The sequence below is a fragment of the Sulfuricystis multivorans genome, assembly GCF_003966565.1.
Taxonomy (GTDB): Bacteria; Pseudomonadota; Gammaproteobacteria; order Burkholderiales; family Rhodocyclaceae; genus Sulfuricystis; species Sulfuricystis multivorans.
In genome coordinates this window covers 2,248,398-2,262,880 of sequence record NZ_AP018718.1, presented here as the reverse complement: position 1 = coordinate 2,262,880, position 14,483 = coordinate 2,248,398, and the positions used below count along the sequence as shown (strand labels likewise).

General features: G+C 61.6%; 17 protein-coding genes. 3 read left to right on the top strand and 14 right to left on the bottom strand.

Annotated features, from left to right (window positions below):
• Positions 1–34 precede the first annotated feature (34 nt).
• On the top strand, positions 35–757 hold the full coding sequence (gene yihA / locus EL335_RS11355) for a ribosome biogenesis GTP-binding protein YihA/YsxC (RefSeq protein ID WP_126446981.1): 723 nt from the start codon (positions 35–37) through the stop codon (positions 755–757).
• 48 nt (positions 758–805) lie between these two features.
• Positions 806–1,810: a porphobilinogen synthase gene (hemB, locus tag EL335_RS11350; protein WP_284155351.1), complete on the top strand. Its 1,005-nt coding sequence runs from the start codon at positions 806–808 to the stop codon at positions 1,808–1,810.
• Here hemB and slmA read toward each other — a convergent pair.
• The 14 genes from slmA to EL335_RS11280 all read right to left on the bottom strand — a co-directional run bounded on the left by slmA (position 1,796) and on the right by EL335_RS11280 (position 13,063).
• A complete protein-coding gene (slmA, locus tag EL335_RS11345) occupies positions 1,796–2,368 on the bottom strand; it encodes a nucleoid occlusion factor SlmA (protein ID WP_126446979.1) in 573 nt (190 codons plus the stop codon). The genes hemB and slmA overlap by 15 nt on opposite strands.
• Positions 2,365–3,009: a pyrimidine 5'-nucleotidase gene (locus tag EL335_RS11340; RefSeq protein WP_126447865.1), complete on the bottom strand. Its 645-nt coding sequence runs from the start codon at positions 3,007–3,009 to the stop codon at positions 2,365–2,367. Before EL335_RS11340 ends, slmA begins: the two co-directional genes overlap by 4 nt.
• Positions 3,009–3,896, bottom strand: coding sequence for an acetylglutamate kinase (gene argB / locus EL335_RS11335; RefSeq protein WP_126446977.1), 888 nt, complete (start codon positions 3,894–3,896; stop codon positions 3,009–3,011). The genes EL335_RS11340 and argB overlap by 1 nt, the downstream gene beginning before the upstream one ends.
• Positions 3,897–4,237: 341 nt before the next feature.
• Complete coding sequence (locus tag EL335_RS11330) at positions 4,238–4,651, bottom strand: Hsp20/alpha crystallin family protein (RefSeq protein WP_126446975.1); 414 nt, start codon at positions 4,649–4,651, stop codon at positions 4,238–4,240.
• 57 nt (positions 4,652–4,708) lie between these two features.
• Complete coding sequence (nudB, locus tag EL335_RS11325) at positions 4,709–5,155, bottom strand: dihydroneopterin triphosphate diphosphatase (RefSeq protein ID WP_126446972.1); 447 nt, start codon at positions 5,153–5,155, stop codon at positions 4,709–4,711.
• 3 nt (positions 5,156–5,158) lie between these two features.
• Positions 5,159–5,593 carry a barstar family protein gene (locus EL335_RS11320; RefSeq protein WP_126446970.1) on the bottom strand — a complete coding sequence of 145 codons (435 nt, stop codon included), beginning with the start codon at positions 5,591–5,593 and terminating at the stop codon, positions 5,159–5,161.
• Entirely contained in the window at positions 5,590–5,934 is a 345-nt protein-coding gene (locus tag EL335_RS11315) for a ribonuclease domain-containing protein (protein WP_126446968.1), read from the bottom strand. Before EL335_RS11315 ends, EL335_RS11320 begins: the two co-directional genes overlap by 4 nt.
• A complete protein-coding gene (gene aspS, locus EL335_RS11310; protein WP_126446966.1) occupies positions 5,931–7,730 on the bottom strand; it encodes an aspartate--tRNA ligase in 1,800 nt (599 codons plus the stop codon). Before aspS ends, EL335_RS11315 begins: the two co-directional genes overlap by 4 nt.
• A 56-nt stretch (positions 7,731–7,786) precedes the next feature.
• Positions 7,787–8,431 carry a DUF502 domain-containing protein gene (locus EL335_RS11305; RefSeq protein ID WP_284155350.1) on the bottom strand — a complete coding sequence of 215 codons (645 nt, stop codon included), beginning with the start codon at positions 8,429–8,431 and terminating at the stop codon, positions 7,787–7,789.
• Positions 8,428–8,685: an FmdB family zinc ribbon protein gene (locus EL335_RS11300; protein ID WP_126446964.1), complete on the bottom strand. Its 258-nt coding sequence runs from the start codon at positions 8,683–8,685 to the stop codon at positions 8,428–8,430. Before EL335_RS11300 ends, EL335_RS11305 begins: the two co-directional genes overlap by 4 nt.
• Before the next feature lie 98 nt (positions 8,686–8,783).
• Positions 8,784–9,632, bottom strand: coding sequence for a prepilin peptidase (locus tag EL335_RS11295; RefSeq protein WP_126446962.1), 849 nt, complete (start codon positions 9,630–9,632; stop codon positions 8,784–8,786).
• Positions 9,633–9,635: 3 nt separating this feature from the next.
• The gene (locus EL335_RS11290; protein ID WP_126446960.1) at positions 9,636–10,850 is read right to left on the bottom strand and encodes a type II secretion system F family protein; all 1,215 of its coding nucleotides are present in this window, start codon (positions 10,848–10,850) and stop codon (positions 9,636–9,638) included.
• A 102-nt stretch (positions 10,851–10,952) separates the two neighbouring features.
• Positions 10,953–12,212, bottom strand: a complete 1,260-nt coding sequence (locus EL335_RS11285) for an HlyC/CorC family transporter (RefSeq protein WP_126446958.1) — start codon at positions 12,210–12,212, stop codon at positions 10,953–10,955.
• Positions 12,212–13,063, bottom strand: a complete 852-nt coding sequence (locus tag EL335_RS11280) for a cytochrome C assembly family protein (RefSeq protein WP_126446956.1) — start codon at positions 13,061–13,063, stop codon at positions 12,212–12,214. Before EL335_RS11280 ends, EL335_RS11285 begins: the two co-directional genes overlap by 1 nt.
• A gap of 23 nt (positions 13,064–13,086) precedes the next feature.
• On the opposite strand from EL335_RS11280, the gene ffh reads away from it, so the two are divergent.
• Positions 13,087–14,460 carry a signal recognition particle protein gene (ffh, locus tag EL335_RS11275; protein WP_126446954.1) on the top strand — a complete coding sequence of 458 codons (1,374 nt, stop codon included), beginning with the start codon at positions 13,087–13,089 and terminating at the stop codon, positions 14,458–14,460.
• The last annotated feature ends 23 nt before the right edge of the window (positions 14,461–14,483 follow it).

Genomic DNA, 14,483 nt, shown 5'->3' with positions numbered 1-14,483 from the left:
GATTTCAGTTGATACTCCACTTCCGGGTCGGTCAATGACCTCTTCTCTCTTCCGCCACGCCTGTTTCGAGATTTCCGTCGCCGATCCGCAGAATCTGCCACAGGCCGGCGGCGCGGAAATCGCCTTTGCCGGCCGTTCGAATGCCGGCAAGTCTTCGGTGATCAATGCCTTGGCTGGTCACACCCGACTGGCCTACGTCTCGAAAACGCCGGGACGCACCCAACTGATCAATGTATTTCGTCTCAAATGCGGCGCAGCGCTCGTCGATCTGCCGGGGTATGGCTACGCCGAGGTGCCGGACGCAGTGCGCAGGCAATGGCAAAACTTGCTCGAGCACTATTTGACACAGCGCGCCGCCCTGGTCGGTCTGGTGCTGATCATGGACGCGCGCCGCCCTTTCACCAAGCTCGATCGGCAGATGATCGAATGGTTCGGCCGTACCGGCAAACCGATCCACTGCCTGCTCACCAAGGCAGACAAGCTGACCCGGCAAGAGCAGGCCAAGACCCTGGCCGCGGCTTGCCGTCTCGCCAGCGTCGACTTTTCGGGGGTAGCGATCGGCGTGCAGCTTTTTTCGAGCCTGAAGAAGACCGGGATCGATGAGGTCGAGCAGGTGATCGGCAGATGGCTGGACCAGAAAGAGAAAGGGCCCTCGGCCAAAGGGGAGAAAGCCGAGAGCCCAAATGCCTCGACGGGCGTCGAGGCACCCGCTCAGGGAGGGAAAGCGGGGGACGATTCAACACCGTCCAAGCACTAAGATAGGTAACGTAGCAAAAAGTTCAAGTATTTTTCGAAAGCCAAGACCATGATCATCAAGGGTGTTTTCCCAAGCACGCGCATGCGCCGCATGCGCCGCGACGAGTTTTCCCGCCGACTGATGCGCGAGTCGGTGCTCACCGCCGCCGATTTCATCTATCCGGTGTTCGTGCTGGAGGGCAGTAACAAGACCGAAACGGTCGCCTCGATGCCCGGGGTCATGCGCATGACACTCGACCGCCTGCTGCCGGTCGCGGAAAAGGCGCTGAAACTGGGTATTCCGGCGCTCGCGCTGTTTCCGGTGATCGATGCCGCGAAGAAAAGCGAGGATGCCAGCGAGGCGTGGAATCCGGAAGGGCTGGTACCGAGCGTGGTGGCGAAACTGAAGCAGGAATTTCCGGAACTGGGCGTGATCACCGACGTGGCCCTCGACCCTTACACCAGTCACGGCCAGGACGGGCTGATCGATGCCAGCGGTTACGTGATGAACGACGAGACCATCGAAGCGTTGGTGAAGCAGGCGCTGACTCACGCACAGGCCGGGGCGGATGTAGTAGCGCCGTCCGACATGATGGACGGACGCATCAAGGCGATCCGTGAGGCCCTCGATGCGCAGAAGTTCATCCATACGCGCATCCTCGCCTATTCGGCCAAGTACGCTTCGAGGTTCTACGGCCCATTCCGCGATGCGGTCGGCTCGGCGGCCAATCTCGGCAAGGGCAACAAATATACCTACCAGATGGATCCGGCGAACTCGGACGAGGCGCTGCGCGAAGTGGCGCTCGATCTCGAAGAAGGTGCCGACATGGTGATGGTCAAGCCCGGCATGCCGTATCTCGACATCGTGCGGCGGGTGAAGGACAGCTTCGGTGTGCCGACTTTCGCCTACCAGGTGAGCGGTGAGTATGCGATGCTCAAGGCTGCCGCGCAAAACGGCTGGCTCGACCACGATGCGGTGATGATGGAGGCGCTGCTTTCCTTCAAGCGCGCCGGGGCTGACGGCATCTTGACGTATTTCGCCCTGGAAGCGGCGCAACGGCTAGCCGGCCAGTAAGGGCCACTGGGCGGCCCAGTGGCTGAGCGGATCGTCCTTGAAACCACTCCTGACGAAGCGCTGCAGGCGGCCGAGCAGGTGGCAGACCAGTAAATCGGCATGTGCGGCGCAGTCGTGCTCCGCCGGCAAGTCTTTCTGAGCGACGGCGATCTTCAACGCCTGTTTCAGCGAGGCTTCGAGCCGCTCGAAAAGCTGATTGATGCGTGCCATGAGGCGCGGGTGTTCATGGACCAGCACATCGCCGATCATCAGGCGCGTAAGCCCCCGGTTCCTGCCGGCGAAACGCAGGCTCGCGGCGAGGATCAGCTCGGCCTGGCGCAGCCCGTGGGCTTCTTCGGCGACGATCTGGCCGACCACCGAAAACAGCGCATTTTCGATGAAGTCGATCAAACCCTCGAACATGCGCGCCTTGCTGGGAAAATGGCGGTAGAGCGCGGCCTCGGAAACCTCGAGTCGGGCCGCCAGTGCGGCGGTGGTGATCTTTTCCCCGGCCGGATCTTCCAGCATCGCGGCCATCGTCTGAAGGATGCGCAGTTTGCGGTCACCGTGGGCGGTCATCGGCTCAGTCCCAGTTTCGGCAATTCGAGCACGGATTTTATGCGCCAATCGACGTAAGCAGGCACTTGCTGCGCGCGACTGACGAGGATGGTGGTCATCCCCAGGCGTTTGGCGGCTCGCAGATTGGCTGGCGTGTCCTCGACGAGGATGCAGCGGTGGGCATCGAGCCTTTCACGGCAGAGCAGGCGGCGGAAGGCATCAGCATGTGGCTTGGGGGTGAAGCGCAGCCGCTCGATGCTCCAGATCCCGTCGATCAGCGGCAGGATGCCGATTTGCTCCAGCACGGCTTCGACATAACGGCGCGGCGCGTTGGAGAAGACGATCTTGCGGCCAGGCAGTCGTTTCAGCACATGGCGCAGCGCCGGTTCATGAACCAGCATACGGGGCAGATCGTCGAGGAAGGCGTGCGTTGCGGCGAGGAAGTGATGCGGATCGACGCCGTGGTGGCGTATCAGTCCCGTCAGCGTCGCCCCGTAACGGTGCCAGTAATGGTCGCGCAGCTGCCGCGCTGCCGTCTCGTCGACGCCGATTTCTTGCGCCACATAGCGGCACATCGACCGGCTGATCGCCGGAAAGATGTGCGGGTTGGCGTCATGCAGCGTGTTGTCGAGGTCGAACAGCCAGACGCGATGCGATCGCATCACTTCGACTTGATCAGCGTGCCCACACCTTCATCCGTCAGGATTTCGAGCAGCAGCGCATGTTCGACGCGGCCATCGATGATATGCACGCTCTTGACACCCGAGCGTGCGGCATCGAGCGCCGAGCCGATCTTTGGCAGCATGCCGCCGGAGAGCGTGCCATCACTGACCATCGCGTCGATCTCCTTCGGCGTGATGCCGGTGAGCAGCTTGCCCGACTTGTCGAGCACGCCCGGCGTGTTGGTCATCATGACGAGCTTCTCGGCCTGCAGCACTTCCGCGATCTTGCCGGCGACGACGTCGGCGTTGATGTTGTAGGTTTCACCATTCGGACCGACGCCGATCGGCGCGATCACCGGAATGAAGTCGCCCGAATCGAGGAAGTTGATGATCGACGGATCGATCGAGGTGATGTCGCCGACCGCGCCGATGTCGATCAACTCTTCTGGCTTGTCCTTGTTGGGCAGCAGCAATTTCCTGGCGCGGATGAAGTTGCCGTCCTGGCCGGTCAGGCCCACCGCCTTGCCGCCATGCTGGTTGATCAGATTGACGATCTCTTTATTCACCTGACCGCCGAGCACCATCTCGACGATGTCCATGGTCTCCTCGTCGGTCACGCGCATGCCCTGGACGAACTCGCCCTTCTTGCCGACACGTCGCAATAGATCCTCGATCTGCGGCCCGCCGCCGTGCACCACCACCGGGTTCATGCCGACGAGCTTGAGGAGCACGACGTCGCGGGCGAAGCAGTCCTTCAACTTCGGATCGGTCATCGCGTTGCCGCCGTATTTGATGACGATCGTCTTGTCGAAGAAGCGCTTGATGTAGGGCAAGGCTTCGCCGAGGATTTTCGCCTTGACGGCGGCTGGCAACGATTCGGAAGTCATGGAACGGGCCTCGAAAAAATAATCCTAAAAACCTCAGTTGGACGCGCCCGATGGTGCGTGCCGGCGGGCGGATGGCGCGACGCGACGACGCGGCAGGCTCATGCCTGCAAGGAGGAGCAACAAAGCCAGGCGCCCGTCGGCGCGTGCCAGGGGGTGCGTAGCGGGGTCACCTCTCCGGTGAGCGGAATCAGATGAAACATCTTTCGATCTTCTCAGGCATTTTTTGCCTTCAGGAGCGGTCAACTGGGGTTTTTAGGATAATGGCGGCGATTCTACCGCCGCCATTCACTACGGGCGCTGCGGATGCCGCCTCGCCCGCGCCGAATTTCGCTGTCCGCTTCTCAGTCGATCGTCAAGCGCTTCGCTTGCGTTGCTGCCTTCTTCGGCAATGTCAATTCGAGCACGCCGTTGTCGAACTTCGCGCTCGCCGTCGTCTCGTCGATGTCCTGGCCGAGATTGAAGCTGCGCGAAACCTTGCCGAAGTAGCGTTCGGAACGCAGCACGCGCCCGCCTTCCTTCTCTTCCTTTTCTTCCTTCCGTTCGGCGCTGATCGAGACGACTGGGCCGTCGATCGTGACGTGGATGTCTTCTTTCTTGATCCCCGGCATTTCGGCGTGGATCAGGAAGGCTTTGTCCTGCTCCTTGACATCCACCTTCATGTCGGGTGCTTCGATACCCTTACCCATCTCGATCGGACGAACGAAGAAACCGCGGAAGAAATCGTCGAACGGGTCATAACGGGTCAGTTCGTTCATATGAGCCTCCTTTGTTCAGGTTGTCCGCTTTTCAAACTAGTATGGATTGCACAAAATTCAAGCGGTCGAATCGAGCCCGAGCATCAGGATCGCATCGCGGTTGGACCACGAAAAGCACGCGGCCGCCGCCTCGCGCCAAGGCAGCCAGCGCCAGGCGCGATGTTCATTGGGCGCCGTGATGACCGGCGTTCCCGCCGGTACGCAGAGGCTGAAGACATGCTCGATGTTGTGGGTCACGCCTTCAGGGTAGCGCTCGCGCCACTCGGCGAAGATCTCGAAGCGGTTGGAAAGATGCCAGTCGATGAGCTGCGCCGGCGTGCAGACGAGGCCGGTTTCTTCGCCGACTTCGCGCACTGCCGCAGCGGCCGGCGTCTCATCGTCTTCCAGGCTGCCGGTCACCGACTGCCAGTAGCCCGGATGGCGCGCTCGTTCGAGGAGCAGGACGTTTGCCCGCGGGTCGTGGATGACGACGAGGACGGAGACCGGTTTCTTCGTGCCGGCCACGGTTTACGCGATGTCCGACAACCAGCTGATGCCGTCGGCCTGCATGTCGACGAAGCACCAGAACGGCATGCCTTGTTCGCGCCATTCGTTCGCGGCGTTCTCGAAGATCTGTAGCGTCTGGACGAAATCGGCTTCCGCGAGGCCGTGGATGCCGTCGCAATGCTCGAGAATCACCACGTAGCCATCGGCAGGCTGCCAGGAAAGATCGGCCAGACAATCCAGGAGCGCATCCCAGTTGTGGCCGAACCAGTCGGGGAAATGCATCGCCTGGGCGATGGTATCGAGCATTTCATCCTTGTTGCGCGCATGGGCGAGATCGACGCGAAATACTGCGTAACCGTCGTGTTCGGCCGCCGCGATCAGGTCTTGTTCGCCGCCTACCGGCATGTGATAGACGCCGGCATGCTCGATGCGCATCAACAGGCTCGCGTATTTCATTCGACGATCCTCCGGAAGCTGCGGTAGTGGTCCGGACTGTAGTAGCAGACGTCGGGGCGTTGTGGCACCTGACCGCCGCAGACGATGCGGCGTGCCCCGCGATTCCCCGCGCCGGGCGTCGGCACGGTGTATTCGCGGTAGTAACCGCGTGGGGCTGGAGGCAGGTGGCGTTCGTAATTGCCGAAGACGATGCCGTCGCGCCGGTAGGGAAAAGGACCTCCTCCGGCGATCAACGCGAGCACCTCGCGCGCTTCGACTGGCAGCGCTTGCCGGGCAATCTCCTCGGCCTGCGCCAGGCCCAGCACAGCGGCCAGCAATAGTCCGAAGAGCGGGCGTATCACGGCTTGGCGATTTCGACCTGGGTTTCGACCCTCTGGCGCAGGCGGATGTGCAGCTCGCGTAGCTGCTTTTCATCCACCGGCGAAGGGGCATTGGTCAGCAGGCACTGGGCGCGCTGCGTCTTCGGGAAGGCGATCACGTCGCGGATCGACTCGGCGCCACTCATCATCGTCACGATGCGGTCCAGGCCAAAGGCAAGCCCGCCGTGCGGTGGCGCGCCGTATTTCAGCGCATCGAGCAGGAAGCCGAATTTGGCCCGCTGCTCTTCTTCGCCAATGCCGAGCGCCTCGAAGACCTTGGCCTGGATGTCGGCCTTGTGGATCCGCACCGAGCCGCCGCCGATTTCCCAGCCGTTCAGCGCCAGGTCGTAGGCCTTGGCGAGGCACTCGCCCGGATGGGTCTTCATCAGTTCCTCGTGGCCATCCTTCGGCGATGTGAAGGGGTGATGGCAGGCCGTCCAGCGTTTTTCCTCTTCGTCGTATTCGAACATCGGGAAGTCGACCACCCACACCGGCGCCCAGGCGCGCCCGTCGAGATGGCCTTTCTCATGGCCGATCTTGATGCGCAGGGCACCAAGCGCGTCATTGACGATCTTTTGCTTGTCGGCACCGAAGAAGATCAGATCACCGCTTTGCGCGCCGGTGCGCTCGATGATGGCCTTGAGCGCGCGTTCATGGAGGTTCTTGACGATCGGCGATTGCAAGCCTTCCTCGTCGAGCTTCGTGACGTCATTGACCTTGATGTAGGCGAGCCCCTTGGCGCCGTAGATCTTGACGAATTCGGTATAGCCGTCGATCTCGCCGCGCGTCAGCGCCGCCCCCCCGGGGATGCGCAAGGCGGCGACGCGGCCGCCGGAAGTGGCCGGGCCGGAAAACACTTTGAAGGCGACGTCCTGTACGGCATCGGTCACCTCGGTCAGTTCCAGCGTCACGCGCAAATCGGGCTTGTCGGAACCAAAGCGGCGCATCGCCTCGGCGTAGGACAGGCGCGGGAAGGGATTCGGCAGCTCGACGCCGAGGGTTTCTTTGAATACCGTGCGGATCATCTCTTCCATCAGCGCGGTGATCTCGGTTTCAGTCATGAACGAGGTCTCGATATCGACCTGGGTGAATTCCGGCTGGCGATCGGCTCTGAGATCCTCGTCGCGGAAACACTTGGTGATCTGGTAATAGCGGTCGAAACCGGCGACCATCAGGAGCTGCTTGAACAGTTGCGGCGATTGCGGCAACGCGAAGAAATGGCCAGGATGCACGCGCGAGGGCACGAGATAATCGCGCGCGCCCTCGGGCGTGGATTTCGTCAGCATCGGCGTTTCGATGTCGATGAAGCCATGCTCGTCGAGGAAACGGCGGAAGGCCATCGCCACCTTGTAGCGCAACATCAGGTTCTTCTGCATCTGCGGGCGCCGCAGATCGATGACGCGATGGGCAAGCCGCACGGTCTCGGAAAGATGGTCGTCGTCGAGCTGGAAGGGCGGGGTTGCGGCGCTGTTGAGGATCTCGATCTCATGGCAGAGCACCTCGATTTCGCCGGAGGCCATGTTCGGATTCTCGGTGCCGGCGGGACGGCGGCGCACACGGCCGGTGATCTTGAGTACGAACTCGTTCCTGACGCTTTCCGCGAGCTTGAACATTTCCGGGCGGTCAGGGTCGCAGACGACCTGCGCGATGCCTTCGCGATCGCGCAGGTCGATGAAGATCACACCGCCGTGGTCGCGGCGCCGGTGGCTCCAGCCGCACAGGGTGACGATCTGGTCGATGTGGACGGCGTTCAGTTGGCCGCAGTAATGAGTTCGCATGATGGTTCCGTATGGTCAGAAAGTCGGCGCTGGCCGGACGGCACGCCGCAGGTAGGTCATTCGTTTTGAGCCCGTCCCAACAGATAACCGGGTTCTGTCTGGCGCGGTAGCGGGGGCACGACGCCCATCGAGACGATATATTTGAGCGCGTCATCGATGCTGATGTCGAGCTCGATGGTTTCGGATTTCTTCACGAAGAAGAAGAAACCATTGACCGGGCTCGGCGCCGTCGGGATGAAGACGCTGACGTGCTCGTCCGGCAACAGTTCAGCGATCTCCTGGGCGGGGGTGCCGGTCATGAAGGCGACCGACCAGGCCTGTGGATGCGGATAACGCACCAGCAGCACCTTGCGGAACGCCTGTCCCGTCGAGGAAAACAGCGTGTCGGAGACCTGCTTGACGCTGTAATAGATCGATTTGACGATCGGGATGCGCGCGAGGATGCCTTCCCAGAAGCGCACCAGCTTCTGGCCGACGATGTTGGCCGTCACCAGACCGGTGAGCAGGATCACCACCAGCGTGAGCACAGTGCCGACGCCCGGGATATGAACGCCCAGCAGCCGGTCGGGGTGAACCGCCTGCGGCAAGAGATAAAGCGACTGATCCATCGCGCCGATGATCGCCGAGACGACCCAGACGGTGATCACCAGCGGGATCCAGATCAGGAGCCCGGTGATGAAGTATTTCTTGAGCGCCTTCACGTCGATTCGGCAGCGCAGGCACAGGCGCCGCTGCCGCCCTGACAGGGCGGCGTCTCCGTCTTGGGCGCGGGTGTATTCTTGAAATCGGTCTGATACCAACCGCTACCCTTCAGCTGGAAGCCGGCGGCAGTCAGCTGCTTGGCAAACGTTTCCTGATGGCATTCCGGACAGACGGTCAGAGGTGGATCGGACATCTTCTGTAGGACGTCCTTTTCGAAACCGCATTGGCTGCATCGATAAGCGTAAATCGGCATGGTTTTCTCCAAAAAGATGGGCAAATTATAAGGCGACGGCGTAACAAGGCTTTCGCGGCCGAGCAAATAAGTGCGGAAAACCGGAAATTCAACCCGGATCAATAGATCAGGCCGAGCCAGGCCTGGGTGAGTTCTTTCCCCCAGAGCAGCGCGATGACGCCCGCGGCGGCGAGATATGGGCCGAACGGGATCGGCACGTTCCTGTCATGCCGCGCCAGCACGATCAACGCGATGCCGACGAGTGCGCCGACCAGTGATGAGAGCAGAATCACCAGCGGCAGCATCTGCCAGCCGAACCAGGCGCCGATCGCGGCGAGCAGCTTGAAGTCGCCATAGCCCATGCCCTCCTTGCCGGTGGTGAGCTTGAAGGCCCAATACACCAGCCAGAGAGAAACATAACCCGCCACCGCACCGATCACCGCATTTTGGAGGGTCGTGAAGGTGCCATTCAGGTTGAACAGCAGGCCGACCCAAATCAGAGGCAAAGTAATGTCATCCGGCAGGAGTTGGGTGTCGGCGTCGATGAAGCTCAGGCTGATCAGTGCGGCGATGAACAGTAGGGCGCCTGCCAGGGCGGGGGTCGAACCGAAACGCCAGGCGGCATAGCCGAACAGCACGGCGGTGAGCGCCTCGATGAGCGGATAACGGACGCTGATGGGCTTGCCACACCCTTTGCAGCGCCCCCTCAAAAACAGGTAGCTGATGATCGGGATGTTTTCCAGCGCGCCGATCGCGTGGCCACAATGCGGGCAGCGTGAGCGCGGGCTGATGAGCGACAGTGGTTCGAAACTCGGCTGAGGCTTCCCGGATGCTTCAGCGCACTGCCGCTGCCAGTCGCGTTCCATCATGATCGGCAGCCGGTGGATGACCACATTCAGGAAGCTGCCGATCAGAAGGCCAAGCACCGTACAGGCGGCAACCAGCATCGTCGGCTCGAGTCCCAGCATGGATCAAACGACCGCGCCGAGCTTGAAGATCGGCAGATACATCGCGATGATGATGCCGCCGATCACCACGCCGAGGACGACCATGATCATCGGTTCCATCAGGCTGGAGAGACGCTCGACGGCGTCATCGACCTCCTGTTCGTAGAAATCGGCCACCTTGCCGCTCATCGCGTCGATCTGGCCGGATTCCTCGCCGATCGAGATCATCTGCACGGCCATGTTGGGGAAAACGCCCGTGTTCTGCATCGCGACGGTGAGGCTCGAGCCGGTGCTGATCTCTGCCTTGATCTGTTTCGTCGCTTCGCGGTAGATGTAGTTGCCGGAGGCGCCGCCGACCGAATCGAGCGCCTCGACGAGCGGCACGCCCGCAGCGAACATCGTCGATAAGGTGCGCGTCCAGCGCGCCAGCGTCGCCTTGCGGATCACTTCGCCGAAAATGGGAAGGCGTAGCGCGAGGCGATCCATGAACATCTGCATTTTCTCGGAGCGCTTCCAGACATAGAAAAAAGCATAAATCCCGCCGAACAGCGCGCCGAAGATGATGTACCAGTAGTCGACGAAGTAGTCTGAAATCGCCATCACGACCAGGGTCGGACCGGGTAGATCTGCGCCGAAGCTGGTAAACACCTTCTTGAACTGCGGCACGACGTAGATCATGATCACCGCGGTGACGATGAAAGCGACGACCAGCACCGAGATCGGATAGAACAGCGCACTCTTGATCTTGGCGATGATCGCCTGGGTTTTTTCCTTGTAGGTGGCCAGGCGATCGAGCACCTGGTCGAGAATGCCGGCCTGTTCACCCGCTTCGACCAGATTGCAATAGAGTGGCTCGAAATACAGCGGGTGCTTGCGAAAGGCCTGGTTCAGCGCTGCGCCGGTCTCGATGTCGGTCTTGATGTCCAGAATCAGTTTGGTCAGCGCAGGATTGGCTGTGCCTTTGGCGACGATGTCGAAGGACTGCAGGAGCGGCACGCCCGATTTCATCATCGTCGCCATTTGGCGCGTAAATAGCGTGATGTCCTTGTCGGTGACCTTGCCCCGGGTACGGAACGATTGTTTGGCGACTTTGGTGACGAGGATGCCCTGGCGGCGCAGCGTGGTGCGGACGACCGTCACTGATGCGGCGCGCAGCTCACCGCGAATCAGCTTGCCGCTCTTGTCCTTGCCTTCCCAGTTATAGACTGATAGGAAGTCATCCCGTTTGGCTGTGGCCATGCCTGCTCCTTGCGAATTTATGCAGAGTGATAATGCCTTGCCCGGGCTTCGTTGTAAAGGCGGAATAACTCGTCTTTTCCCCCGGGGCGTGGTGACAGCGCATCATGGACGGTAAATCTTCACGACTTTCACGCGGCGGTTCTCGGTCTGGATGACTTCCATCGGAATGCCGTTGATGCGCAGACAGACGCCAAGTTCGGGAATGTCGCGCAGGTGTTCGAGAATCAGGCCATTCAGGGTTTTTGGACCGTCGAGCGGCAGATCGAGTCCCAAGGCGCGGTTGATCTCCCGCAGGCTGTGCCCCCCGTCGACCAAGGCAGCACCACCCTCGTCCCACTTGAGCGCCAGTTCGCTGCCCGGCATGCCGCTGGTGAATTTACCGACGATCTCCTCGATGATGTCCTCGATCGTCACCAAGCCGAGCAACTCGCCATATTCATCGACGACCAGGCCGAGTCGCTGCCGGTTTTCGCGGAAAAACCTCAGCTGGTCATAAGCCGGGGTTTCTGCCGGGATGAAATAGGGAGTCGCCAGATTTTCCCGCAGTGCCGCATGATCGAGGCCATCGGTAAGCATCGGTGCGAGCAGGCGGCGTAAATGCAGGATCCCGATGACATTGCCGGGCTCGCCCTCATAGACGGGCAGACGAGTATGGAAGCTGGTGGCCAGCTGGTCGCGGATTTCTTCGATCGGTGCTGCAATGTCGATGCTTTCGAGCTCGCCGCGCGGCGTCATGATGTCTTCGACGCTGATATGCTCGAGATCGAACAGGTTGAGGAGGATCTCGCGGTGGGCTTCCGGCAGATAACGGCCCGATTCCAGCACCACGGTACGCAGCTCCTCGGTGGAAAGTGCTGTCGGCTCGCCACTGGCCGGTTCGAGACGAAGAATTTTCAGCACACCTCGGGCGAACAGGTTCACGAACCAGACCACTGGGTAGCTGATGCGCAGCAAGGGCCAGAGCAGGAAACCGAGCAGTAGCGCGATCCGGTCTGCGTTCGCGGCGCCGATGATTTTCGGCGTGATCTCCGAAAACACCAGAATCGCGAAGGTAACGAACAGCGTGCCGACCGCCAGCGCCCATTCCTCCTCGCCGAACAGCTCGATGGCGATCACCGAGACGAGGGTGGCCGCGGCGGCGTTGACCAGATTATTGCCGAGCAGAATGACGCCCAGCATCTTGTCGGTGCTGGCGAGAAGCCGCATCGCCAGTTGTGCGCCGCGATGCCCCTGGCTGGCGAGATGGCGCAATCGGTAGCGGTTGGCCGCCATCATGCTGGTTTCGGACATCGAGAAAAAGCCCGACAGCACCAGCAGCACCACGAGCGCTATCGACAGCGCCGAGAGCGGGTATTCATCCATCAGCCGGGACGACCGAGCAGGACCTCGAGCACGAAGCGACTACCCACGTAGGCGAGCAAAAGGGTGACGAAGCCCGCCAGCGTCCAGCGTAATGCGATCCGCCCTCGCCAGCCGCGGAAATGGCGGCCGGCGAGCAGCCAGGCGAAGATGATCCACGACGACAGGGCGAACACCGTCTTGTGATTGAACGGCAGCGCCTTGCCGAAGATTTGTTCGGAAAAGAGAATGCCCGACGCGAGCGTGAGGGTGAGCAGCAAGAAAGCGATGTGGATCAGCCGGAATAGTAGATTTTCCATCGTCAGCAGCGGTGGCAGGCCGGCGAACAGTGGCGTCATACGGCCGCGATGCAGGCGCTTTTCGGCGATCGCCATCAGAACGGCGTGCAACGCGGCCAAAGTAAACAGGCTGTAGGCGAGCATCGCCATCAGCAGATGGATACGAAATGCCAATGATCCGGCATTCGCCAGGATGTGCTGGCTGGGGATCAATAGCGGCAGGAGCGTACACAAGGCGGCCAGCGGCAGCCCCAGCATCTGCAAGCCTTCCATGCGGGCGTAGAAGCTCTCGAACCAATAGAAGGCCACCGCCAGCCACATCATCAGCGAGAGGGCGGCGGCGAAGCCGAAACGCGTCGATTCGAATCCCGTGGGATGCACCTCGATCCCGAGGGTCACGCCATGGATCACCAGTGCGATGAAAAGCCAGGCGCGCTCCCACCCGGCCAAACCCTTGACCGGCTGGTCGAGCACCGCGCCACGCCAGCGCGTACGCCAGAAATGGAATGCCAGACCGAGGTACAACGCCGCAGCCAAGAGGTGCGGGACGGGGGGATGCAGTAAAATCGTCGGCATATTCCAAGTCTACACCATGCCCCATGCTCGATAACCTGACCCAACGACTCGGCCGCGTCGTCAAGACGCTGCGCGGCCAGGCACGCCTGACCGAAGACAACATCGCCGAGATGCTGCGCGAGGTGCGCATGGCGCTGCTCGAGGCCGACGTCGCGCTGCCGGTGGTCAAAGACTTCATCGCCCGCGTCAAGGAAAAGGCGCTCGGCCAGGAGGTGATCGGCTCGCTGACCCCGGGCCAGGCACTGGTCGGCGTCGTCCATCGCGAACTCACCGAACTGATGGGCGGGGCGCGAGCGCAGCTCAATCTCGCCTGCCAGCCGCCGGCCATCATCCTGATGGCCGGCTTGCAAGGCGCGGGCAAGACGACGACGACGGCCAAGCTCGGCAAGTGGCTGAAAGAGCGTCAGAAAAAAAAGGTGCTGGCGGTTTCCTGCGACGTCTATCGTCCTGCGGCGATCGAGCAGCTGGAGACCGTCTGCGCCCAGGCCGGCATCGATTTCTTTCCCTCGCATGCCGGCCAGAAACCGGCCGAGATCGCCGCCGCGGCGCTCGACCATGCCAAGCGCCATTTCCATGATGTGCTGTTCGTCGATACTGCCGGGCGTCTGGCGATCGACGCAGCGATGATGGCGGAGATCCGCTCGCTGCACGCGCAGTTGCAGCCGATCGAAACCCTGTTCGTCGTCGATGCGATGCAGGGCCAGGATGCGGTGAATACCGCGAAGGCCTTCAACGAAGCGTTGCCCTTGACCGGTGTGATCCTCACCAAGCTCGATGGCGACGCGCGCGGTGGCGCGGCGCTGTCGGTCCGCCATGTGACCGGCAAGCCGATCAAGTTCGCCGGCGTCGGCGAGAAGCTCACCGGGCTCGAGGAATTTCATCCCGATCGCATGGCGAGCCGCATTCTTGGCATGGGCGACATCCTCGGCCTCGTCGAGGAGGCGCAGCGCAGCGTCGATCAGGAAAAAGCCCAGGCCTTCGTCAAGAAGATGAAGTCCGGCAAGGGCTTCGATCTCAACGACTTCAAGGCGCAGATCGCGCAGATGCGCAGCATGGGCGGCATCGGCGCCCTTTTGGACAAATTGCCGGCGCAGTTTGCGCAGCTTTCTCAGCAGGCGGGCGGTGCGGTCGAGGACAAGGCGATCCGCCGTATCGTCGGCATCATCGACGCGATGACACCGGCCGAGCGCGCGAAACCCGAGATCATAAAGGCCAGCCGCAAGCGCCGCATTGCCGCGGGCGCCGGCGTGCCGGTACAGGAGGTCAACCGGCTGCTCAATCAGTTCGAACAGACGCAGAAGATGATGAAGCAGCTCTCAAAAGGCGGCATGGCGAAGATGCTGCGCGCCGCGAAAGGGCTGATGGGGCGGGGCGGGATGCCCGGAATGCCGCGCTGAAAAATCGGCGCTGGAAAGACGGC